Genomic DNA, 19,798 nt, shown 5'->3' on the forward strand with positions numbered 1-19,798 from the left:
ATAGGCGTCAGATTCGGCCCCTAGACTGGCGATATGTCTGTCTTCCTGCACGCGCTGCGCACGGCGCTTCCCCCCCACGCCTATCCGCAGGCGCGCATCCGGGACATGATCAAAGCCCAGCCCGAACTCGACCGGCTGGGCCAGCGGCTCACCACCTCCATCTACAACCACTCCGGCATCGACCAGCGGTACTCGGTGGTGCCCGATTTCGCCCTCGCGCCGGACGAGGCGCCGGGCCTGTTCCTCGATCCGGCGACCGGGCGCATGCTGACCCCCTCGACCGGGGAGCGCAACGCCTTTTATATCGAGCACGCCACGCCGCTGTTCGTGGGAGCGGCCCGCGCCGCGCTGGAGGCCAGCCCGCACCTGCAGGCCCGCGACATCACGCACGTGGTCACCGTGTCGTGCACGGGCTTCTTCGCGCCGGGGCCGGACTACGCCATTGTGCGCGCGCTGGGGCTGAGTCCGCAGACGCAGCGCTTCCACGTGGGCTTCATGGGCTGCTACGCCGCCTTCCCGGCGCTGCGGATGGCCCAGGCCTTCTGCGAGGCCGATCCGGACGCGGTCGTGCTGGTGGTGTGCGCGGAGCTGTGCACCATCCACATGCACTCCGCCAACGACGCCGACACCCTGATCGCCAGCTCGGTCTTCGCCGACGGCGCGGCGGCCGCGCTGGTCTCGGCCCGGCCGCCCGCCTCCGGCACGCCCGCCCTGCGCATCGACGCCCTGGGCACCACCCTGACGCCCGAGGGCGTGGGCGAGAAGGACATGGCCTGGACGATCGGCGACCAGGGCTACGACATGGTGCTCAGCACCTACGTGCCCGAGATCATCGAGGCGAACATCCAGCCGGTGCTGCTCTCCCTGCTCGAGCGCGACCGCGTGCTGGCGGGCGCACCCACCGCGCAGGTGGAACGCTGGGCCATCCATCCGGGCGGCCGCTCGATCCTCGACAAGGTGCAGGGCAGCCTGAACCTCAGCGACGAGCAGCTCGCCCCCTCGCGGGAGGTGCTGCGCCGCCACGGCAACATGAGTTCGGCGACCGTGCTGTTTATCCTGCAGGACGTGCTGGAGGCGGCCAGCGACGGCGAGCGGGTCTGCGCGCTGGCCTTCGGGCCGGGCCTGACCGTGGAGTCGGGGCTGTTCACCGCCTGCACCGGCCTGGACTGATGGGGCTGAACTGATGGAACAGGTGGGCACAGACCGCCGGGTGACCCGTGAGGGCTCCGGCTGGGCCGGCTGGGGAGAGCGCGCCGCCGGGCTGCGCGAGCTGATGGACGATCCGCACGCCGACCCGGCGGCGCTGAGCCGCACCTACGCCAACTTCGACCGCGTGAACCTGGTGGTGTCGGGCTGGCGGCGGGTGTACACGCGTGACCTGCGGCCCCGGCTGATCCGCCCCGGCGGCGCCCGGCTGCTGGACATCGGCTGCGGGGGGGGCGACATCTCGCGGCGGCTGATGGCCTGGGCCGCCCGCGACGGGCTGCAGCTGCGGATCGTCGGCCTGGACGCCGACCCCCGCGCCATCGCCTTCGCGCGGGCGCAGCCCACCCCGCCGGGGCTGACGTTCCGGACGGCCATGAGCGGGGAGCTGCGCGCGGGGGGCGAGCGCTTCGATGTGGTGGTCTCCAACCACCTGCTCCACCACCTGCAGCCCGAGGAATTCCGTGCGCTGCTGGCCGACACCGAGGCGCTGTGTAGCGGTCTGGCGATCCACAGCGACATCGAGCGGCATCCCCTGGCCTACGCGGCCTTCCGGGTGGGCACGGCGCGGGGGTTTGGCGGCTCGTTCATCCACGTGGACGGCCTGCGCTCGATCCGCCGGTCGTACACGCACGCGGAGCTGGCGGAGGTGGCCCCGCCCGGCTGGGAAGCGCGGCGGCAGTTCCCCTTCCGCAACCTGCTGACCTGGCGCGCGCCGAATGGGACGTAGGGACATGCTGGACGTGGCTGTGGTGGGCGGCGGGCCGGTCGGGCTGTACCTGGGGCTGCTGCTGACCCGCGCGGGCCTGCGCGCGCAGGTGCTCGAACAGCGCCCGGCGATCAGCCCGCACTCGCGCGCCGTCGGGCTGCATCCGCCCGCGCTGGAGGCCTTCGACGAGCTCGGGCTGGGGAGCGAGATGGTCGCGGCCGGGGTGCCGATCCGCCGGGGCGTGGTGCGCGGCCCCTCCGGGCTGCTGGGCGAATTGAGCTTCGAGGGCGTCTCGGCGCGGCATCCCTACGTGCTGGCCCTGCCGCAGCGCGAGACCGAGACGATCCTGGAGGCCCACCTGAACGCCGCCCACGGGGACGCGCTGCGCCGCGGCGTGCGCGTGCTAGAGGTGCGGGACGGCGGCCCCCACGTCTGCCTGCAGGTACAGGACGGGGAGGCGGCCCCGCGGGAGCTCCGCGCCCGCTTTGTCGTGGGCACCGACGGGCGGCGCAGCCTGATCCGCGAGGCGGCCGGGCTCTCTTTCCCGGGCGGCCCCTACCCCATGACCTACCTGATGGGCGACTTTCCCGACACGACCGCCTACGGGGCGAGCGCCGCGATTACCCTCAGCGCGGGCGGCGTGGTCGAGTCCTTCCCGCTGCCGGGCGGCCGGCGCCGCTGGGTGGCCCAGACGCCGGCCCTCAGGAAAGGCGCCGCGCCCCACGAGCTGACGGCCCTGCTCGCGGCCCGCACCGGCCTGCATGTCCCGGCCGGGGACTGCACCATGCTCAGCGCTTTCGAGGTCAGGCGCCACCTCGCGCCGCGCTTCAGATCAGGCCGCGTGCTGCTGGCCGGCGACGCCGCGCACGAGGTCAGCCCGATCGGCGGGCAGGGCATGAACCTGGGCTGGCTGGACGCCCGCGACCTGGCGCCGCGTCTGGTCAGGGCGCTGGCCGGCGACTCGGCCCCCCTCGCGGAGTACGGCCCCGCCCGGCGCCACTCGGCGTGGCAGGCGGCGCGGCAGGCCGAGCTGAACATGTGGCTGGGCCGCCCGCTGGCGGGGATTGAGGGAACCCTGCGCGCGACCCTGCTGCGCGCCCTGCTGGCCGGCTCCGCCCGCGCGGCGCTGGCCCAGGCGTTCACCATGCGCGGGCTGTAAGCCCAGGGGCACGCGGGGAACTTCAGTTTCTCGGCCAGGCCCCCGCGGACGCCGGACTTGCCATGATGTGCTGTGAAGTTCCGGCTCCCGAAGTCCAAGGCGCTCCAGCCCCGCCCGGGTGGGCTGCCGTAATGGCCCGTCTCCTGATCGCCTCGCAGCCCATCGCCGGGCACCTGTACCCGCTGCTGCCGATTGCCGGGGAACTCGTCCGGCGCGGCCACGAGGTGCGCTGGTACACGGGCCGCAAGTACGCCGCGCGGGTGCGGGACACCGGCGCCCGTTTCGAGCCCTTCACGCTGGCCCGCGACTTCGACGATGCGGCCTTCGGGGCCGCCTTTCCCGGCCGGGACGCCCGGTCGGGACTCCGGCAGGTGCAGTTCGACATCCGCCACATCTTCGTGGGCGGCATCGAGGACGGTCTGCGCGATCTGCAGGCGCTGGCGCGCGAGTGGCCCTGGGACGTGACCCTGGCCGATCAGACGCTGAACGCGGCGCTGCTCCTGGAGGAGCTGGGCGGGCCGCCCTGCGCGCTGCTGGGGGTGCTGCCGCTGGGCATCCACAGCCGGGACGCGGCCCCCTTCGGGCTGGGGCTGGCGCCGCGCGGCGGGCGGCTGGGCCGGGCCCGTAACCGGGCGCTGCGCTGGGCCACCCAGGCGGTCGTGTTCGGCGACTCCAGCCGCGAGGTCGGCGCCCTCTACCGCCGCCTGGGGCTGCCCGCCCGGCCCTTCGAGCCGCCCACCGCCCCCAGCCTGATGCTGCAGGCCACCGCCCGCGCCTTCGAGTACCCGCTGAGCGACCATCCGCCGCAGCTGCATTTCATCGGGCCGCTGATCCCGCCCACGCCGCCGGGCCTGATCCTGCCGGACTGGTGGGGCGACGTGACCGGCGCCCACCGCCCGGTGGTCGTGGTCACGCAGGGCACGCTCGCCACCGATCCGCGTGACCTGATCCTGCCGGCCATCCGCGGCCTGGCGGGCGAGGAGGTGCTGGTCGTGGCGGCCGGGGTGCGCGACCCGGCCCTGCTGGGCGCCCTGCCCGCCGACGCCCGCACGGCGCCCTTCGTACCCTTCTCCGCCCTGCTGCCGCACGCCCGCGTGTATGTCAGCAACGGGGGGTACGGCGGGGTTCAGCAGGCGCTGCTGCACGACCTGCCGGTGGCCGTGGCGGGCACCACCGAGGACAAGTCGGAGGTGGCGCGCCGGGTCGAGGTGGCTGGGGTGGGCCTGCGCCTGGGCACCCGCTCGCCGCGCCCGGAGCAGGTGCGCGCGGCCGTGCTCAGGCTGCTGAACGACCCCGCGCCCCGCCTGAACGCCGCCCGCCTGGGCGCGGCCCTGCGCGCCCACAATGCGCCGCGCGAGGCCGCCGACCTGCTGGAGGTGCTGCTCCGCACGGGGGGGCCGGTGCTGACTTCACCGGGGGGGGCGGGCTAACTGGTGGGTCGCCTGAGCCGCCCCAGCCGCGCCCGCAGCGTGCGCTGCAGCATGACCGGATAGGCGTGCAGCAGCGCGGTCACGGCCAGGTGCCAGCCGGCCGTGCCCCAGGCCCGCCTCGCCACCGCCCCGGCCGCCACCCCCAGCCCCAGGGCGCCCAGCAGCAGATGGTTCGTCTCCGCCTCGCGGGTGGCGCGCTCGTAGCGGAGCAGTGAGGCGCGGGTACCGTCGAAGCCCAGGGCGCCCTGCCGGAAGCGCTCCCAGCCGACCGCGCGCAGCAGGCGGCGGTAGGGGTACACGCCCAGCCGCTGGTACAGGGGCGCCTCCCAGGGCCTGACCCGGAACCAGCGCCCACGCAGCTCCGGCTCCAGCGCCGGCAGGGCGTCCACCGCCCAGCGCATCAGCGGGGCGTGCAGGGCCACCGCGAACAGCGGCCCCCGGAACGCCGTGAGCCGTCCAGTCAGGCCCGCCACGCCCAGCGCGCCGGCTAGGCCCGCGGCCAGCCGCCGGCTCACCTGTGGGGACGGCCGCTTCATCGGCTCCGAGCATAGCCCGCACGGTCGGACTCAGCTTGAGGCTCTACCCTGCGGGGATGAAGGCACGGCTTTGACCGCCCCCGACCTCCTGCGGCTGGCCTGGCGAGGGCTGAGCCGCCGGCCGGCCCGCTCGCTACTCACCGCGCTGGGGCTGGCGGTCGCGCTGGGGGGCATGGTGGTTTTCCTGTCGCTGGGCGAGGGGCTGCGGCAGGTCTTCACGCAGCAGTTCCGCTCGGTCGGGCCGGACGTGCAGGTGTCGCTGGACGGCACCTCGCGCGGGCTACTGCCGCCCCCGACGCTGGACGAGGCCAGCGTGCAGGCCGTCCGGGCTCTGGCGCTAAAGCTGGGCGCCACGCAGGTCACGCCCGTGGTCACCCTGATCCGTCAGTCGCTCGATCCGGCGCAGAGCGCGGTGTTCTACGGGGTGCCGGCGGTTCAGGGCATCGGGGCGCTGTTCACCGGCGTGCAGGCCGGACAGGGGCGCCTGCTCGCGGCCGCCGACGAGGGCCGGGCGGTGGCGGTGCTGGGCGCGCGGGCCGCGCGGAACGCGGGCGTGGGGGTCGGCGGCCGGGTGGACGTCCTGGGCACGCCCGTGCGGGTGGTGGGGGTGCTGGCGGCCGGCCAGGGCCTGACCGACACCTTCACCTTCCTGCCGCTGGGCACCCTGCAGCGGGCCGGGCACGTGCCCGGCCGGGTCTCGCTGGTGGCCCTGACCCTGCGCGACCCGGCCCAGGCGCCGGCGGTCGCGGCCCGCCTCGGGGCCCAGCTCCGGCTGGACGCCCAGACGCGCGGCGACGTGCTGGCCCTGGTGGGGCGGGTGCTGCGGATCACGGACGTCGCGCGCTTCGGGCTCTCGCTGGTGGCGCTGATCGTGGGCGGGCTGGCGGTGGCGAACACGGTCGCCATGGGCGTCTTCGAGCGGGTGCGCGAATTCGGCACGCTGCGGGCCATCGGGGCCCGGCCGGCGTTCGTGAGCTCCCTGGTGCTCGTGGAAAGCCTGCTGCTCTCGGGGCTGGCCGGCGTCGTCGGCCTGCTCGCGGGGTGGGCCGGGATTGCAGGGATCAACGTCTACACGCGCGGCCTGGCGGGCATCGACGCCGCCGCGCTGACCGGCCGACTGGCGCTGCTGGCGCTGGGCGTGGGCGTGGTCATGGGCCTGCTCGCCGCCCTGATCCCCGCGCGGCTGGCAGGCCGGCTGCCCATCACGGAAGCGCTGGGGCGCCTGTAGCCCCCGCGGGTGGTGGTCAGGGTCTGGACAGGACATCGCCCCCGGCTCCGGTGACAATGAAGCCATGACGACTCCCGGCGACATCCCCGACCCCCCGCCCGCCCTGTCCCTCAACCTGGATGATCTGGTGGCCCGCGCGAGGGCCCTGATCGTGCCCGGCCAGCGGCGGATCCTGGGCATCACGGGCGCGCCGGCCGCCGGAAAATCGACCGTCTGCGCCGCGCTGGCCGCCGCGCTGGGCGAGGACGCCGCGGTAGTGCCGATGGACGGCTTCCACCTGGCCAACGGGGAACTCGTGCGCCTGGGCCGCCGGGATCGCAAGGGCGCGCCGGACACCTTCGACGCGGGCGGGTACGCCGCCCTGCTGGACAGGGTGCGCCAGGAGCGCGAGAGCACCGTCTACGCGCCGCTGTTCGACCGCTCGCTGGAGGAGTCCATCGGCAGCGCGGTTCCGGTCTTCGCCCACACGCCGCTGATCATCACGGAGGGCAACTACCTGCTGCTGGACGGCGAGGCGTGGCGCCGGGCGCGGGCCGCCATCGACGTGGTGTGGTACCTCGACCTTCCGGACGAGGTGCGCGTCGCCCGGCTCGTGCGCCGGCACGAATCTCACGGCCGATCCCGGGACGAGGCCGTGGCGTGGGCGCAGCAGGTCGACCAGCGCAACGCCGAGCTGATCGCCGGAACCCGGAACCGCGCCGACCTGATCGTGCAGGTGGGGTCGTAGCCCACGGGGGGCGCGGGCCGCCTTTCGATCCCGTCATCCGGTCAAGTCACCTACACTCAAGACCGTGAAGCGGACGACCCGGGCCACCCCGCAGCGCTGGCTGCTGGCGGCGCTGTGCCTGCTCGCGTCCCTCGCGTTCACGCTCCGGACGGCCCGGCCCGTCGGTGCCGTGGGGCCGTGGATGTCCCAGAGGGTAGAAGTTGACCACCCCGCAGCCCACCACGCGCCCGGTCAGCCCCCGGCCGTTCAGGGCGACCGGCCGGAGCCGGCGGGGCACCACGCGGCCCACTGCCCGTTCTGCTCCACGGCGGCCTTCGCGCTCGCGCCGCCGGGCACACCACATCTGCCCAGTCGCCTGGACGCCACGACCAGTCCCCAGCGGCCCCGTGCTCAGGTCAGCCGCACGCTGCCGGGGCCGGCCGATGCCCGGGCACCGCCCACCCGTGCCTGGCCGCTGTCGTAGCGCCAGACCCTCCGCCGTCCCACTGCCGAGACCACTTCCGTGAGGGGGAGCGGCGTCCCCGCGCAGTGGTGCCCGCGGGTTGCCTGGCCCACCCTTCCTCCAGCCTTCGAGGTCGACATGAACGTCTTTCGTGCCCTGCTGTCCTTGTCCCTGGCCGCCCTGCTGCCCGTCGCCGCCGCCCACGCCACTGTCCGCACGGAGGCGGGCCTGACCGAGAGCAAGGTCGGCGCGAGCGAGACCTACCGCCTGAACGTACCCACCGAGAAGGAAGTCGCGACCACCCAGATCCGCCTGATGGTTCCGGCCGGCGTGACGCTCAGCCGCTTTCAGGTCACCCCCGGCTTTACCCGCACCGTCACCAGGAACACGGCTGGCCTGGTCACCGAGGTCATCTGGACGGGCACCGTCGCCCCGATGGAATACGCCCGATTCTTCTTCCAGGCGAGGAACCCGGAGGTGGCCGGCGAGCTGGTCTGGAAGATCTATCAGACCTACAGCGATGGCTCCGTGGTGGCCTGGGACGACACTGACCCTGCCAAGGGGCCGGCCAGCAAGACGACCGTGAAATAAAGCCTGTCGGCGGTGGGCTGCCGCCCTGAGCCACCCCTCTTGTCTCCGGAGGTTTGCCCATGAAACACCTGATCGTTCTGCTGCTGCTCGGCGCCCTGTCCGGCGCGCTCGCCCACACCGAGGTCACGGTGCTCGCGCCCCTGGCCGGCGCGGCCGTGGCTGCCCCCGCCGCCGTGAGCCTGCGCTTCAGCGAACCGGTCAACCTGCGCTTTTCCATGTTCCGGGTGATGAAACTACCCGCCGGCCAGACCCCCGAGGCCGCCGCGAAGGCAGCGCTGGCCCTGAAGGCCGGTGCCCCGCAGCTCCTGACCCTTGGAACCGTCCCCAGGGGCATGGCGGCGCAGCTCCGCCTCCCCGTCAAGCCCCGGCTGGCACCGGGCGCGTATCTGATCGCCTGGTCCGTGCTCTCGGACGACGGCCATCCGGTGGTCGGCCATCAGGTCTTCCAGGTCAGATGAGGCGGGGGCCAGATGGGCGGGTTCAGATGAGCAGGGCGACGTGAGCGCGGCGACGTGACCACCCTGATGCTCGCCCGAGCCCTGCTCTACCTGGGGCTGGTGCTGCTTCTGGGCGGGGTCTTCGCCCGCCGCCGGCTCACCCCGGCCCATCCGGGCGGGCGGGTGCTGGCCGGGGGGCTGGCGCTGCTGGGCCTGGGCGTGGGGCTGAGCGTGTGGAGCACCCTGTCTGCCCTGGGCTTCACGGCGCCCGCCGACGCGCTGGAGTACCTCACCCAGACCACCTCCGGTTGGGCCCTGGTCGTCGTGCTGATCGGCGCCGCGCTGATGCTCTCGGCCGAACTCACGGCCTCGTCCGCGGCGGTGCTGCTGGTGGCCGCCGGAATCACGCTCTGGGGACTGGCGGGCGCGGGCCACGGCAGCGCCCATGGGCCGGGCGTCCGCCTGCTGCACGCCGTCCACGCGGGCGCCATGACCGTCTGGCTGGGCGGGGTGCTGGCCCTCGCGACCCTGCCCAGCGCGGACGCCCGCCACGCGGCGCGCTTCACGCCCATCGCCACGGCCTGCGTCCTGACCCTGGGCTTCACCGGCATGGTCGCCACCCTGGAGCACGCCGGCCGGCTGTGGGGCGTGTGGGACAGCGGATACGGCCGGGTGCTGATGGTCAAGCTTGCGCTGGTGGCGCTGGCCCTGGTCTCGGCGCTGCTCACCCGCCGGGCCTTCGCGCGGGCCGCGCCGGTTCGCCGGGTGCTGGCGCTGGAAGTCGCCCTGCTGATCGCGGTGCTGGGCGCCACCGCTACCCTGGCCGGCACGCCGCCCCCGGCCGAGGGCCAGATGCCGATGGAGATGGACGGGCACTGAGAGGGCCAGGCATCGCGGTCAATGGGCACCGAGGAGAGGAACGGCCCACTTCATTCCGGGCCTGTTCCCGCTCCCTCCAGAAGGACTGATCCCGGACTCAGACTGGAGGGCCACCGGAGCCCCCATCACGCCTCGCCTGCGCTGAACGGTGTCGAGGTGGCCCGGCGGTCGGAAAACCTCGTGGTGACCGCCGGGCCGTGGGAACCCCTGTCCACACGATCCTGGATGGCTTCCACAGTCTGGAGATCGCGGGGCCCGGACTGTGCCCTCTACCTCATGTCCGGCCCGCGACGTGACTGGCGACGACACGGCGGTCAGGTGCCTGGAGACCCCACCTGCCCCACCGGCGGCGTTGACAGCGGCCGACCGGCCGACTATGCTGAATTATGACTGATCAGTCATTCATTTGATTGATTGATCAGTCACAAGGAGGATCGATGAACGAGAACCTGCAGGCGCAACTGACCGCCACCAAACAGCAGCACATCCTCGACGCCGCCGCGCGGGTTTTTGCCGAGAAGGGCTTCCACGCCGCGAGCATCAAGGACGTGGCCGCCGCCGCCGGGGTCGCCCACGGCTCGATCTATACCTACTTCGAGAACAAGGAGGCCCTGCTGCTGGGCCTCTTCGACCTGATGACCACCCGCACTCAGGCAGAGGTCATGCCGCTTCTGCAGGCCGAGTCCGACCCGCGCGCTTTCCTGCGCGCCGCCGTGTATCACCCGCTGGCCGCCCTCACGGGAGGGCGGGCCGAGCTGTTCCGCATCGTCATCTCCGAGGCCCTGGTCAACCGGGCGTTTGCCGAGCGGGTGCGGACGCAGCTCCTCGATCCCATGGTGCTCGCCGCCGCCGGCATCCTGGAGCGCACCGTGTTCGCGGGCGCGCTGCCCCCGCCGGACATGGCACTGCGCGTGCGGGCCGTGACCAGCCTGATGCTGGGGGCCATCGTGCAGCGCGTGCTGTACGACGACGTGCTGGAAGCGCACTGGGACGACTTTCCCGACCTGCTGACCGACGTTCTCCTGAGCGGCCTGACTGGAGAACAGACATGACCCACCCCAAGACCCTGTCCACCGCCGACTACCTGACCGCGCCCCTGCACACCCTGGAGAGCACCGACATCACCGCCCCCGCCTTCAAGGCCAACCCCTTCGGTTTCTACGCGCGGCTGCGCCAGGACGCCCCGGTGTTCCCGGTTCAGCTCAAACTGGGTCGCCTGCAGCGGGCCTGGCTGGTGACGCGCTACGCCGACGTGGGCGCCCTGCTCAAAGACGACGACACCTTCGTCAAGAACCCCCGGAACGCCATGACGCCCGAGCAGCTGCGCCAGTCCCCGACCGCCAACCTGCCCGGCCCCTTCAAGGCGCTGCAGCGGAGCCTGCTGAGCCTGGACGGGGCCGACCACGACCGGCTCAAGGTGCTGGTGCACAAGGCCTTCACCCCGCGCACGGTGGAGGCGATGCGAAGCTCCGCCCAGGCGGTGGCCGACGAGGCGCTGGACGCGGCCCGGCGCCGCGGCTCGGCCGACCTGATGGGCGACCTCGCGCTGCCGGTGCCCCTGACGGTCATCGGGCACATTCTGGGCGTGCCCGAGCGCGACCGGGGCAAATTTGTCACCTGGACGAAGGCGGTGGTCTCGCTGGGCGACCGCAACCCGCTGTTCGTGATCCCCACCCTCCTGAGCTTCATGCGCTACACCCGCCGCCTCATCGCGCAGCGCCGCGCGGTGCCCGCGGACGACCTGATCTCGGCGCTGGTGCTGGCGCAGGATCAGAACGACGCCCTGAGCGACGACGAAATCCTCTCGATGATCTTCCTGCTGCTCTCGGCCGGGCACGAGACCACCGTGAACCTGATCGGCAGCGGCGCCCTGGCCCTGCTGCAGCACCCGGAGCAGCTGGAGCGGCTGCGCGCCGACCCGGCGCTGATCAAGCCGGCCGTGGAGGAACTGGTGCGCTACGCCGCGCCGGTCGAGCAGGGCACCGAGCGCTACGCCGCCCACGACACCGAGTTCGCGGGCGTCCGCATCCCCAAGGGCGAACTGGTGATCGGCATCCTGGCCTCGGCCAACCGCGACGCCTCTCAGTTCGAGGCCCCGGACACGCTGGACATCGGGCGCACGGGCAACCGGCACCTGGGCTTCGGCCTGGGGATGCACTACTGCCTGGGGGCGCCGCTGGCCCGCCTGGAGGCGCAGATCGCCCTGAACACGCTGGTGCAGCGCGCCCCAAAGCTGAAGCTGGCCGTGCCTGCCGCCGACCTGACGTGGCGCCGCAGCTTCGTCGTGCGCGGACTGGAACGCCTGCCGGTCACGCTGTGACGCTCAACACCTCGCGGGCCGGGCAATTGCGGCAGGGCTTGTGGACGCTGCTGGTCACGCTGCTGACGGTGGGCGGCATCATCCTGGCGGTGACACGGCCCGAGTGGCTGACCGGAGCGCTCCAGGCCGCCGTTGCCAGCGCCGGCTCGGCCGCGCCGGTGGTGTTCGTGCTGCTGTGCATCGTGACCGCGCCGCTGCACCTCAACAGCGTGGTGGCGGCCCTGTCGCTGCTGATCTGGCCGCTGCCCACCGCGCTGGCGCTGTCGTTTGTCGGCAGCCTGATCGGGTGCGTGCTCACCGCCTACCTGCTGTCCAGGGCGGGCGGCGCCGCCCTGCGGCAGCGGGCGGGCTGGCCGCGCTGGCTGGAGAACCTGACCGCGCGGGTGGCCCGGCACCCCTTCCTGATCGGGATCCTGGTGCGGCTGGGGCTCGGCTCCGGCCTGGCGCTGGAAGCCTTCTATCTGCTGAGCGGGTACACCCGGCGGCAATACCTGGCCGCCACCATTCCCGGAGTGGCGCTCTGGACCCTGCAGGCGCTGCTGGGCGTCACCCTGCTGCGGGCCCTGCTCCAGACCGCCCCGGGCCTGGCCGGGCTGGTCGCCCTCGCCCCGCTGCTGCTGGTGGGCGGCGCGGTGGCTGTCCGGCGCCTGCGAAAGCGCTGAGCGCCGACGCGCTGCTCCTGATCCCTGGCAGCGTCCTGTAGGCCACCCCGATGGTACCCGGCGTGACGCTACCGCACCCCCGGCGCAGATCCGCGCCGCCGGAAGAACGCCAGCCCCCACGGCTGAAAGGAGACCACCCATGTCCAGCACAGTCACCTCCGGCAGCCCCCTCCGTTCCCTGGCCCTCGGCACCCTGCTTCTGGGCAGCCTGCTGCTCACGGGCTGCATGCCCCGGGCCGCCGCCCCCACGCCGGCCAGCGCCGCCTGCCTGGCCCCGCCCGAAGTGCAGACCACCAACCAGGGCGTCAAATTTGTCCGCACGCCCGATGCCTGCTTTGCCAACCTGCCCGACTGGCCCTACGCGCCCAAATATCTGGAGATTGACGGGCTGCGGCAGGCCTACATCGACGAGGGGCCGCGCGACGCCGCCCCCATCCTGCTCCTGCACGGCCAGCCGTCGTGGTCATACCTGTACCGGTACATGATTCCCGTGCTGGTCAAAGGGGGCCACCGCGTCATCGCCATGGATCATGTCGGCATGGGGCGCTCGGACAAGCCCACCGCGCTGGAATACCACAGCTATCAGAACCACCTTGGCCGCCTGGACACGTTCATCCAGAGACTGGAGCTGAAGAACCTCACGGTGTTTATGCAGGACTGGGGCAGTGTCCTCGGCCTGGATCTGGCGAGCACGAAGCCCGACACCTTTGACCGCATCATCCTGGGCAACGGTGGGTTTCCGGATGTCAAGGAACCCTACGCGGTGCCCAAGGATATCGGCGCCGCTGTGGCCGGGTTCCGGCGGACGATCAGCATGGTGCCACCGCAACAGCCCGCCCTGGTCGACGAGAAGGGGAACTCCACCATTCCTATCGGCAACCGTGACGAAGGTGATCCCTTTGGGGACTGGATCGCCTACGCCATGTATGCCGAGGACTTCCAGCCCGCCAGCTTTATCGAGGCCCTGACCTACCGGCCGCTCACGCCCGGGGTGCTGGCCGCCTACGCCGCCCCCTTCCCCAGCCGCGTCCTGATGGCGGCCCCCCGCACCTTCCCGAGCCTGGTCAACCAGACGGCCGGTCGGAACGAGGCCGTCATGGCAGGACTGAAGCGCTACGACAAACCCTTCCTGACGATTTTCGGCGCCAACGAGCCCGCCCCGCCCCTGACGTGGTTCATCGACAACGTTCCCGGGGCCAGGGGGCAGGCCCACCACCGCTACCCGGATGCCAGCCACTTCCTGCAGGACGACCAGGGCGCCGACATCGCCGCGCGGATCAACCGCTTCATCGCCGCCAATGCCTTCTGAGACCTCATCTGAGGCAACTCAGGCGCGAGGAGACCGTCCATGACCACCACTCCATCCGCCCCCGAGGCTCTCCCGGCCATCCTGTCCCCCCAGGCCCGCGCCCGGATCATGGTGGGGGTGGTGCTGGCGGTGCTGCTCGCCTCGCTCGACCAGACCATCGTGGCCGCCGCCGGGCCCCGCATCCAGCAGGCGCTGTCGGTCACGCCGGCACTGTACGCCTGGCTGACTATCGCGTATCTGGTGACCAGCACCGTCACCCTGCCCGTGGCGGGCAAACTGGGCGACCTGTACGGGCGGCGGCCGGTGATGCTGGGCGGGATCGCCGTGTTCGTCCTGGGATCACTGCTGTGCGGCCTCGCCTGGAACGCGGGGGCACTGATCCTCTTCCGCGCCCTGCAGGGCCTGGGGGCCGGCGCGCTGCTGGCGGGCACGGGGGCCACGGTGGCGGATCTGTACCCGCCGCTCGAACGCGCCCGCGTGCAGGGGCTGCTGGGCGCCGTGATCGGGGTGTCGAGCATCCTGGGGCCGCTGGTCGGCGGCGCCCTGACCGACGCCCTGTCGTGGCCCTGGGTCTTTTTCGTGAACGTGCCGCTGGGGCTGCTGGCGCTGTGGGTGATCTGGGCGCGGCTGCCGGGACGGGCCACCGCGCCCTGGCGCGGGCCGGTCGATGTTCCCGGTGCGCTGCTGCTCACGCTGGCCGTGGTTTCGCTGCTGCTGGCGCTGAGCCTGGGGAAGACTGCCCCCGCGCCGGGCGAACTGGCCTTCGCCTGGACGTCGTGGCCGATCCTGACGCTGCTCACGACCTTCGCAGCGGCGCTGGTCGCCTTCCTGCACGTCGAGCGCCGCGCCGCCGACCCGCTGCTCGACCTGCGACTGTTCCGCGACCGTACCTTCGCGCTCGGGGTGAGCGCCGTGTTCGTGCTGGGTGCCAGCCTGCTCACCACCGGGGTGTTTCTGCCGCTGTTCCTGATCAACGTGGTCGGCGTGTCCGCCACGGCCGCGGGGCTGTCCACCACGCCGCTGATGTTCGCCCTGATCGCCAGCTCGATTCTTTCGGGCCTGCTCACCACACGCCTGGGCCGTTACAAATCCGTGATGCTGGGCGGGCTCGCCGTGTTGTTCGTGGGCTTCGTGCTGCTCGGCTTCACCCTGAGCCCACAGTCGAGCGCCCTGGAGGTCTCCCTGAAGATGATCGTCGTCGGCATCGGCTTCGGGCCGGTGGTCTCGCTGTACACGCTCGCGGTACAGAACGCCCTGCCACCCGCGCAGACCGGAGTGGCGACCTCCAGCGTGGGCTTTTTTCAGCAGCTGGGCGGCAGCGCCGGGCTGGCGGTGCTCGGCGCGGTCTTCGCGGCCAGCCTGAGCGCGAACCTGCCTGACCTTCCCACGGACGGCGCTGCTGTGCGCGAGGCGTACACGTCTGCCGTCTCCACCGTGTTCCGCCTCGGCGCCCTGATCGTGGTGCTGGGCGCAGCGGTGACGGTCTTCTTGCCCGGGCGTCCGTTGCGTGCCGGCGCGGCGCTTCCCCAGGCGCCGGTGCCCTGACGCCTCCCAGGCGGGGGTGGCGAGGCGCCCGACGCGGTGGCTGGAGGGCAGAGCGGGCACGGATCGGGCCAGAGCAGCCGGCCAGATCCGCACCCAGGATCCTCGCTCCGCAGGGTCTTCAGGACGCCGGCCTCACGGCCCCGTCGCTAAACGGGGATTTCCGGCGTCGTGATCGATACGTTGCCGGGATAGACGTCGTAGGTTACATCGACCGTCTGGGCCACCCTCACCTGCATCCGGGCCCGGGCGATCGAGGCCGTGCCGATCGTCAGCTTCTTGAAGCGGACGCCGTCCAGGGTCTGCTTCTGGCGGTCGAAGCCGAACCAGCCCACCCCGTAGCGCACCTTGATCTGCGCGCCGGCCGGGGCCTGGAAGAAGGCCGTACCAGAGGCGTTCCAGAACCATTCCACCGTCCGCCAGTCGCCGCTCTGTACCCGTTTCGTCCTGATCATGTGTGTCCCTCCCCCGAGGATCCGCGCCCGCATGGCGCGTGATGGCGGCCGCTCGCCGGCCAGGACGCCCCCACTCCCCGGCGTCCCTGGGAGCAGCGTGCGCCTGGGGCCGTGATCGGGCCATGAGCGGAGCGGGACAGGACGGGGCAGGATGGAGGTGGAGGGGCACGTCCGGGCTGTTCGCAGCAACGCCCCAAAGCCGGCAAGCGGGGGGCGGGGTGCTGCCAGCTCGGCCCGGGGCCCGAGCTGGACTCAACGGGGGGCGGGCTCGGGGGGCCAGACCGCGGCCGGGCGGCCCAGCAGGTAGCCCTGGGCCCGCTGACAACCCAGGGCCCGCACCGCCTCCAGCTGGGCCTCGGTCTCGATGCCCTCGGCCACCAGTTCGAGATTCAGGCTCGACGCGAAGGTCTGGAGGGCAGGCAGGAACATCTGCGCCTCGGGCTGCGTACCCAGGCTGGCAATCAGGTGGTGATCGAGTTTCAGGACGTCGAAGGGCAGGTGGAGCAGGCGCCCCAGGTTGGATTCGCCCGCACCGAAGTCATCCAGCGCCAGGTGGACGCCCATATGCTGCAGGGCCCGGAACTGCCCCAGCACGGCCGGCAGGTCACTCAGTTCGCCCCGCTCGGTCAGTTCGAGTTCCAGCGCGCTGGCCTCCAGGCCGGCCTGCTCCAGCGCGCGCTCCACCGACTGGGCAAAGTCTGGCCGGGCGAACTGCAGCGGAGAGACGTTGATGGCGACCCGCAGCCTGGGGAAGCCGCTCCGGTGCCAGGCGGCCAGCTGGGCACAGGCCGCGCCCAGCACCCACTGCCCGAGTTCGATGATCAGGCCAGACGCTTCGGCCGCCGGAATGAAGAGGTCTGGGGGCACGGGAACGCCTCCTTCTGGAAACCAGCGCAGCAGCGCTTCCAGGCACATGACCTCACCACTCTTCAGGTCGATCTGCGGCTGGTAGTGGAGCTGAAATTCACTGCGCTCCAGCGCGTCCCTCAGGCCACTCGTGACCAACAGGCGGGTCTGCGCCTCCTGGGTCATGCTGGGCCGATACCGCCGCCAACCGTTCTTCAGTTCCCGCTTGACCTGATACATGGCCAGATCCGCGTTTTTGAGCAGGTCGTCAGGAGTCTGTCCGTCCTCCGGGAAGAGGCTGATGCCCGTCGAGCCCGTCACGAAGAGATCCTGCCCGGCCACCGGGAAGGGCCGCTGCAGGGCGCGGTTCAGGCGCTGCGCGATGGCGCCGGGCTGCGCTTCGTCCATGACCCCGGTCAGCATGACCGTGAACTCGTCCCCACCGATGCGGGCCAGCAGGGGGTCGTGTTCGGCCGCGCTCCGCAGCTCGCCGCGCAGGGCGTCCGCGATCTGCATCAGCAGCGCGTCCCCGGCGTCATGTCCGAGGGTGTCGTTGACCGCCTTGAAGCCGTCCAGATCCAGATACAGCAGCGCCAGCGGGGTGCCGTCGGAGATGGCCTGGGCCAGCCTCGCGCTCAGACCGGCCCGGTTGGGAAGACCGGTCAGGGCGTCATGGTGGGCCAGATGCGCCATGCGCTCGGCCGCCTGCCGCTGCCGCTCCGCTTCCCGCTGCGCCTGCTCGGCCTGTGTGCGGGCCAGCAGGGTGGCGAGCTCCTGCGCCTCGTGTTGCCGGACGATTTCCGCCCGTTCCAGGGCGAGGGTCAGACTGCGCCCCACCGCCCGGAACACCTCGCGCTCGCGCACCGTCCAGTCCTGTGCGCGCTGGATGCCCATCCCCAGCAGCCCGTGCGGCCCGTCGCCCACGAAACACGGATAGAAGGCGCCGGCGCCAAACGACTCTGAATTCGAGACCCCCTCCCGCGCCGCTTCCCAGCCCGGCACCAGCACCAGTTCACGCGTCCGCATGACTTCCGCATAGCTTGGCGCATCCACCGGAATCCCGGCCGAGAGCACGGCCGTGACCTCGGGCGCGAAGTCGTCCGACCACACCCGGGCTTTCCACAGCTCTCCCTCCAGCTCGTAGTAGACGGCACTGATATCGGCCAGGGTGGTGCGCAGCACGTTCACCGCCTGACGGGCGAGGGCCAGGATATCGGTGGCGGTCGCCGAGGCTTCCGTGAAGGCGACGAAAGCGTCCAGGGCCGCGCGCTCCTCCTCGAGCCGGCGGGCCTGCTGGGCGCGCTCGAGCGTCAGACCCAGGCTGCGCACCGTGGTCTCCATCACCGCCTGATCGGTGCCCGACCAGCGGCGCGGCGCGAACAACACGAAGGCCATGACGCCCACCGGTTCGCCCGCCTGCAGCACCGGCAGGGTGGCGATGGTACTGATGTGGGCGACCCGCTCAGGCGGGGTGTCCCGGCCCTGCAGGTATTCGTCCTGGTACAACGGCCGCCGGCTCGTCCAGGGGATGACCAGACTCTGGGGCGCCTCGAAGTCGAAGCCCGCGTCCATCAGCGCCTGCAGCCCGGAATCGCGCACGGCGCCGGTCTGCACCCGGCTGACCCAGCGGCCATCGGCCAGTTCGTAGTAAATCGCGTAGCCCTCGGGCAGCATCGACAGCACCAGCGCCTGGGCCTGGCGAATCAGCACGTACGGGTCGCTGCCGGGGCTCAGCGTCCGGGTGATGACCGAGAATCCTTCCAGGGCCCGGGTGCGCGCGGCGAGCTCATGGCTGCGCTCGTACAGCTGCCGGGCGACGTGGGTCCGCTCGAAGGCCAGACCCAGGCTGCGGCCGACCGCGCCCACCAGGGCGCGGTCGGCGGCCGTCCACTGCTGGCTCCGCCGGGTTCCGACCACCAGCATGCCCGTCGGCCGGCCTTTCACGAAGTAGGGATAGAACGCCGCCGCACCGTAGGACTCGGCCCCGACCACACCCTCGCGCCCGGCGTCGTAGCCCTCGACAAAGACAGGCGCCCGGGCCTGCACCGCGGCCAGAAAGCTCGGGGTGCTGGCGGCGTGTCCCGCCCGGGAGATCTCGGCCGCCTCGGCGGGGATGTCGGCCGACAGCTCGCGCGCCTTCCACCTCCCGCCGTCCAGTTCGTGATAGGCCACGCTCAGCTCGGGCAGGGCCGTGCGCACCACCTCGATCGCCCGGCGTGCCAGCCGGGACAGGTCGGTCTCAGTGCCCACCGCCTCGGTCAGGGCGGCGAAGGCCTGCAGCGCCCGGGTGCTCTCCTCCACCCGGCGTTCCTGACGCCCGCTGTGCTCGATCCGGCCCAGCGCCAGCGCGCACTGGGCGCTCAAGACCCGCAGGAAGGTGCGCTCGACCTCCACGAAATCGTGCGCCTGCAGGAAGTCCAGCACGATCACGCCCAGCGCCCGACCGTCCAGCACCATCGGGAGCACGGCGTTGGCCACCGTGGCCCGGCCGCCGGTGCGCCGCTCCAGATCCGGGTAGGCCCGCTTCAGGTCGTCACTGTGCTCGAAGAACAGCGGGGTGTGGCTGCGCAGCACATCCGAGGTGGGGGTTCGGTCTCGCAGTGGCCCGTCCTGCCATAGGGAGGCGACTTCCCCCTGCCCGAGGGCCGCAGTGGCCTGAAGCCGGCCTTCGGTCAACAGCAGCACCGTGCCGGCCGCGGCCCCCAGCGCCTGCAGGGCCGGCGACAGGATGACCTCGAAGACCTGGGTGGCCTGGGTGGTACCGGCCAGGGTTTCGGTGATGTCCTGCAGCTGACGCAGCAGCTGGATAGCGGGCAGCCCTGCTCCGGGGACATACTCCTGACGAGGTGACGACCGGTCAGCCACGGCGGCCAGAGGCGCCCCTCAGATTCGCTGTGAGCCGACAGCCGCCCGCAGGCAACGGGGTGGTGGGGTGCAGTTGGATGGTGGGGCCTGTCGCGTGCGCAGCAGCCCTCACTGTGCCGCAGCTGACGGCAGGCGCCGCCACTTACGGCCGGCGGGGCCCGATCTCAGTTCAGACATGCTGGCGACTCCTTGCTTGAGGCTTGTTCAGACAGACGTGGCCTTGAAGTGGAATGTCTTCCGACCATGCTAGCGGCCTTTCAGCACCTGCGACATGAGCCGGGCTTCATCGGGCACCCGTGTCAGGCGGCTGGCCTGCAGGCCGGGTGCGATCGGCGCGGGCGCAAAGGGCGGTCAAGCTGAGTCCACCTCTCCGATCTGCAGCGCCTGGTGACGGCCTCGCCGCCTCCGGTGGGCCCAGGCGGCGCGTCTCACAGCAGCGTTCGACAGCGTCCAGAGCG

18 protein-coding genes are annotated in these 19,798 nt (G+C 72.1%); 15 read left to right on the top strand and 3 right to left on the bottom strand.

All coding sequences use genetic code 11. From position 1 onward, the window contains the following. The first annotated feature begins 33 nt into the window (after positions 1 to 33). The 4 genes from CVO96_RS18150 (at position 34) to CVO96_RS18165 (ending at position 4,501) form a co-directional block, all read left to right on the top strand. Complete coding sequence (locus tag CVO96_RS18150) at positions 34 to 1,170, top strand: type III polyketide synthase (protein ID WP_103313846.1); 1,137 nt, start codon at positions 34 to 36, stop codon at positions 1,168 to 1,170. Between the two features lie 13 nt (positions 1,171 to 1,183). After that, on the top strand, positions 1,184 to 1,933 hold the full coding sequence (locus CVO96_RS18155; protein WP_103313847.1) for a class I SAM-dependent methyltransferase: 750 nt from the start codon (positions 1,184 to 1,186) through the stop codon (positions 1,931 to 1,933). Between the two features lie 4 nt (positions 1,934 to 1,937). Beyond that, a complete protein-coding gene (locus tag CVO96_RS18160) occupies positions 1,938 to 3,071 on the top strand; it encodes an FAD-dependent oxidoreductase (RefSeq protein ID WP_103313848.1) in 1,134 nt (377 codons plus the stop codon). 131 nt (positions 3,072 to 3,202) lie between these two features. After that, positions 3,203 to 4,501, top strand: a complete 1,299-nt coding sequence (locus CVO96_RS18165; RefSeq protein WP_103313849.1) for a glycosyltransferase — start codon at positions 3,203 to 3,205, stop codon at positions 4,499 to 4,501. On the opposite strand, the gene CVO96_RS18170 is transcribed toward CVO96_RS18165, so the two are convergent. After that, entirely contained in the window at positions 4,498 to 5,037 is a 540-nt protein-coding gene (locus CVO96_RS18170) for a glycosyl-4,4'-diaponeurosporenoate acyltransferase CrtO family protein (RefSeq protein WP_103313850.1), read from the bottom strand. The two genes, CVO96_RS18165 and CVO96_RS18170, sit on opposite strands and share 4 nt — an antisense overlap. A 70-nt stretch (positions 5,038 to 5,107) precedes the next feature. Here CVO96_RS18170 and CVO96_RS18175 point away from each other — a divergent pair, with 70 nt between their 5' ends. The 11 genes from CVO96_RS18175 (at position 5,108) to CVO96_RS18220 (ending at position 15,177) form a co-directional block, all read left to right on the top strand. Further along, positions 5,108 to 6,265: an ABC transporter permease gene (locus tag CVO96_RS18175; RefSeq protein ID WP_103313851.1), complete on the top strand. Its 1,158-nt coding sequence runs from the start codon at positions 5,108 to 5,110 to the stop codon at positions 6,263 to 6,265. A gap of 64 nt (positions 6,266 to 6,329) precedes the next feature. Beyond that, the gene (locus CVO96_RS18180) at positions 6,330 to 6,992 is read left to right on the top strand and encodes a nucleoside/nucleotide kinase family protein (protein WP_103313852.1); all 663 of its coding nucleotides are present in this window, start codon (positions 6,330 to 6,332) and stop codon (positions 6,990 to 6,992) included. Between the two features lie 64 nt (positions 6,993 to 7,056). Continuing rightward, on the top strand, positions 7,057 to 7,455 hold the full coding sequence (locus CVO96_RS20820; RefSeq protein ID WP_133161847.1) for a hypothetical protein: 399 nt from the start codon (positions 7,057 to 7,059) through the stop codon (positions 7,453 to 7,455). Between the two features lie 117 nt (positions 7,456 to 7,572). Beyond that, complete coding sequence (locus CVO96_RS18185; RefSeq protein WP_103313853.1) at positions 7,573 to 8,025, top strand: DUF1775 domain-containing protein; 453 nt, start codon at positions 7,573 to 7,575, stop codon at positions 8,023 to 8,025. A gap of 59 nt (positions 8,026 to 8,084) precedes the next feature. Further along, positions 8,085 to 8,483, top strand: a complete 399-nt coding sequence (locus CVO96_RS18190) for a copper resistance CopC family protein (protein ID WP_103313854.1) — start codon at positions 8,085 to 8,087, stop codon at positions 8,481 to 8,483. Positions 8,484 to 8,537: 54 nt separating this feature from the next. Beyond that, positions 8,538 to 9,341, top strand: a complete 804-nt coding sequence (locus CVO96_RS18195; RefSeq protein ID WP_243398499.1) for a copper resistance D family protein — start codon at positions 8,538 to 8,540, stop codon at positions 9,339 to 9,341. A 437-nt stretch (positions 9,342 to 9,778) separates the two neighbouring features. Beyond that, complete coding sequence (locus tag CVO96_RS18200) at positions 9,779 to 10,393, top strand: TetR/AcrR family transcriptional regulator (protein WP_103313855.1); 615 nt, start codon at positions 9,779 to 9,781, stop codon at positions 10,391 to 10,393. Further along, a complete protein-coding gene (locus CVO96_RS18205; protein ID WP_103313856.1) occupies positions 10,390 to 11,661 on the top strand; it encodes a cytochrome P450 family protein in 1,272 nt (423 codons plus the stop codon). Before CVO96_RS18200 ends, CVO96_RS18205 begins: the two co-directional genes overlap by 4 nt. After that, positions 11,658 to 12,323 (top strand): SNARE-associated domain-containing protein, encoded by a 666-nt coding sequence (locus tag CVO96_RS18210; RefSeq protein WP_103313857.1) that lies wholly within the window; start codon positions 11,658 to 11,660, stop codon positions 12,321 to 12,323. Before CVO96_RS18205 ends, CVO96_RS18210 begins: the two co-directional genes overlap by 4 nt. A gap of 139 nt (positions 12,324 to 12,462) precedes the next feature. Further along, positions 12,463 to 13,632: a haloalkane dehalogenase gene (locus CVO96_RS18215; protein WP_103313858.1), complete on the top strand. Its 1,170-nt coding sequence runs from the start codon at positions 12,463 to 12,465 to the stop codon at positions 13,630 to 13,632. Positions 13,633 to 13,671: 39 nt separating this feature from the next. After that, positions 13,672 to 15,177 carry a DHA2 family efflux MFS transporter permease subunit gene (locus tag CVO96_RS18220; protein WP_103313859.1) on the top strand — a complete coding sequence of 502 codons (1,506 nt, stop codon included), beginning with the start codon at positions 13,672 to 13,674 and terminating at the stop codon, positions 15,175 to 15,177. A gap of 146 nt (positions 15,178 to 15,323) precedes the next feature. Here CVO96_RS18220 and CVO96_RS18225 read toward each other — a convergent pair whose 3' ends face one another. Together CVO96_RS18225 and CVO96_RS18230 are read right to left on the bottom strand one after the other, a co-directional pair. Beyond that, positions 15,324 to 15,629 (bottom strand): hypothetical protein, encoded by a 306-nt coding sequence (locus tag CVO96_RS18225; protein WP_103313860.1) that lies wholly within the window; start codon positions 15,627 to 15,629, stop codon positions 15,324 to 15,326. 252 nt (positions 15,630 to 15,881) lie between these two features. Then, the gene (locus tag CVO96_RS18230; protein ID WP_103313861.1) at positions 15,882 to 19,340 is read right to left on the bottom strand and encodes an EAL domain-containing protein; all 3,459 of its coding nucleotides are present in this window, start codon (positions 19,338 to 19,340) and stop codon (positions 15,882 to 15,884) included. Positions 19,341 to 19,798 lie beyond the last annotated feature (458 nt).

The sequence above is a fragment of the Deinococcus koreensis genome (genome assembly GCF_002901445.1).
In the GTDB taxonomy this organism is placed as follows: domain Bacteria; phylum Deinococcota; class Deinococci; order Deinococcales; family Deinococcaceae; genus Deinococcus; species Deinococcus koreensis.

What these genes read in the sequence shown, in the direction of transcription:
- CVO96_RS18150 (WP_103313846.1), top strand. Translation starts at nt 34, where the DNA reads ATGTCTGTCTTCCTGCACGCGCTGCGCACGGCGCTTCCCCCCCACGCC.
- CVO96_RS18155 (WP_103313847.1), top strand. Translation starts at nt 1,184, where the DNA reads ATGGAACAGGTGGGCACAGACCGCCGGGTGACCCGTGAGGGCTCCGGC.
- CVO96_RS18160 (WP_103313848.1), top strand. Translation starts at nt 1,938, where the DNA reads ATGCTGGACGTGGCTGTGGTGGGCGGCGGGCCGGTCGGGCTGTACCTG.
- CVO96_RS18165 (WP_103313849.1), top strand. Translation starts at nt 3,203, where the DNA reads ATGGCCCGTCTCCTGATCGCCTCGCAGCCCATCGCCGGGCACCTGTAC.
- CVO96_RS18170 (WP_103313850.1), bottom strand. Translation starts at nt 5,037, where the DNA reads ATGAAGCGGCCGTCCCCACAGGTGAGCCGGCGGCTGGCCGCGGGCCTA.
- CVO96_RS18180 (WP_103313852.1), top strand. Translation starts at nt 6,330, where the DNA reads ATGACGACTCCCGGCGACATCCCCGACCCCCCGCCCGCCCTGTCCCTC.
- CVO96_RS18185 (WP_103313853.1), top strand. Translation starts at nt 7,573, where the DNA reads ATGAACGTCTTTCGTGCCCTGCTGTCCTTGTCCCTGGCCGCCCTGCTG.
- CVO96_RS18190 (WP_103313854.1), top strand. Translation starts at nt 8,085, where the DNA reads ATGAAACACCTGATCGTTCTGCTGCTGCTCGGCGCCCTGTCCGGCGCG.
- CVO96_RS18200 (WP_103313855.1), top strand. Translation starts at nt 9,779, where the DNA reads ATGAACGAGAACCTGCAGGCGCAACTGACCGCCACCAAACAGCAGCAC.
- CVO96_RS18205 (WP_103313856.1), top strand. Translation starts at nt 10,390, where the DNA reads ATGACCCACCCCAAGACCCTGTCCACCGCCGACTACCTGACCGCGCCC.
- CVO96_RS18215 (WP_103313858.1), top strand. Translation starts at nt 12,463, where the DNA reads ATGTCCAGCACAGTCACCTCCGGCAGCCCCCTCCGTTCCCTGGCCCTC.
- CVO96_RS18220 (WP_103313859.1), top strand. Translation starts at nt 13,672, where the DNA reads ATGACCACCACTCCATCCGCCCCCGAGGCTCTCCCGGCCATCCTGTCC.
- CVO96_RS18225 (WP_103313860.1), bottom strand. Translation starts at nt 15,629, where the DNA reads ATGATCAGGACGAAACGGGTACAGAGCGGCGACTGGCGGACGGTGGAA.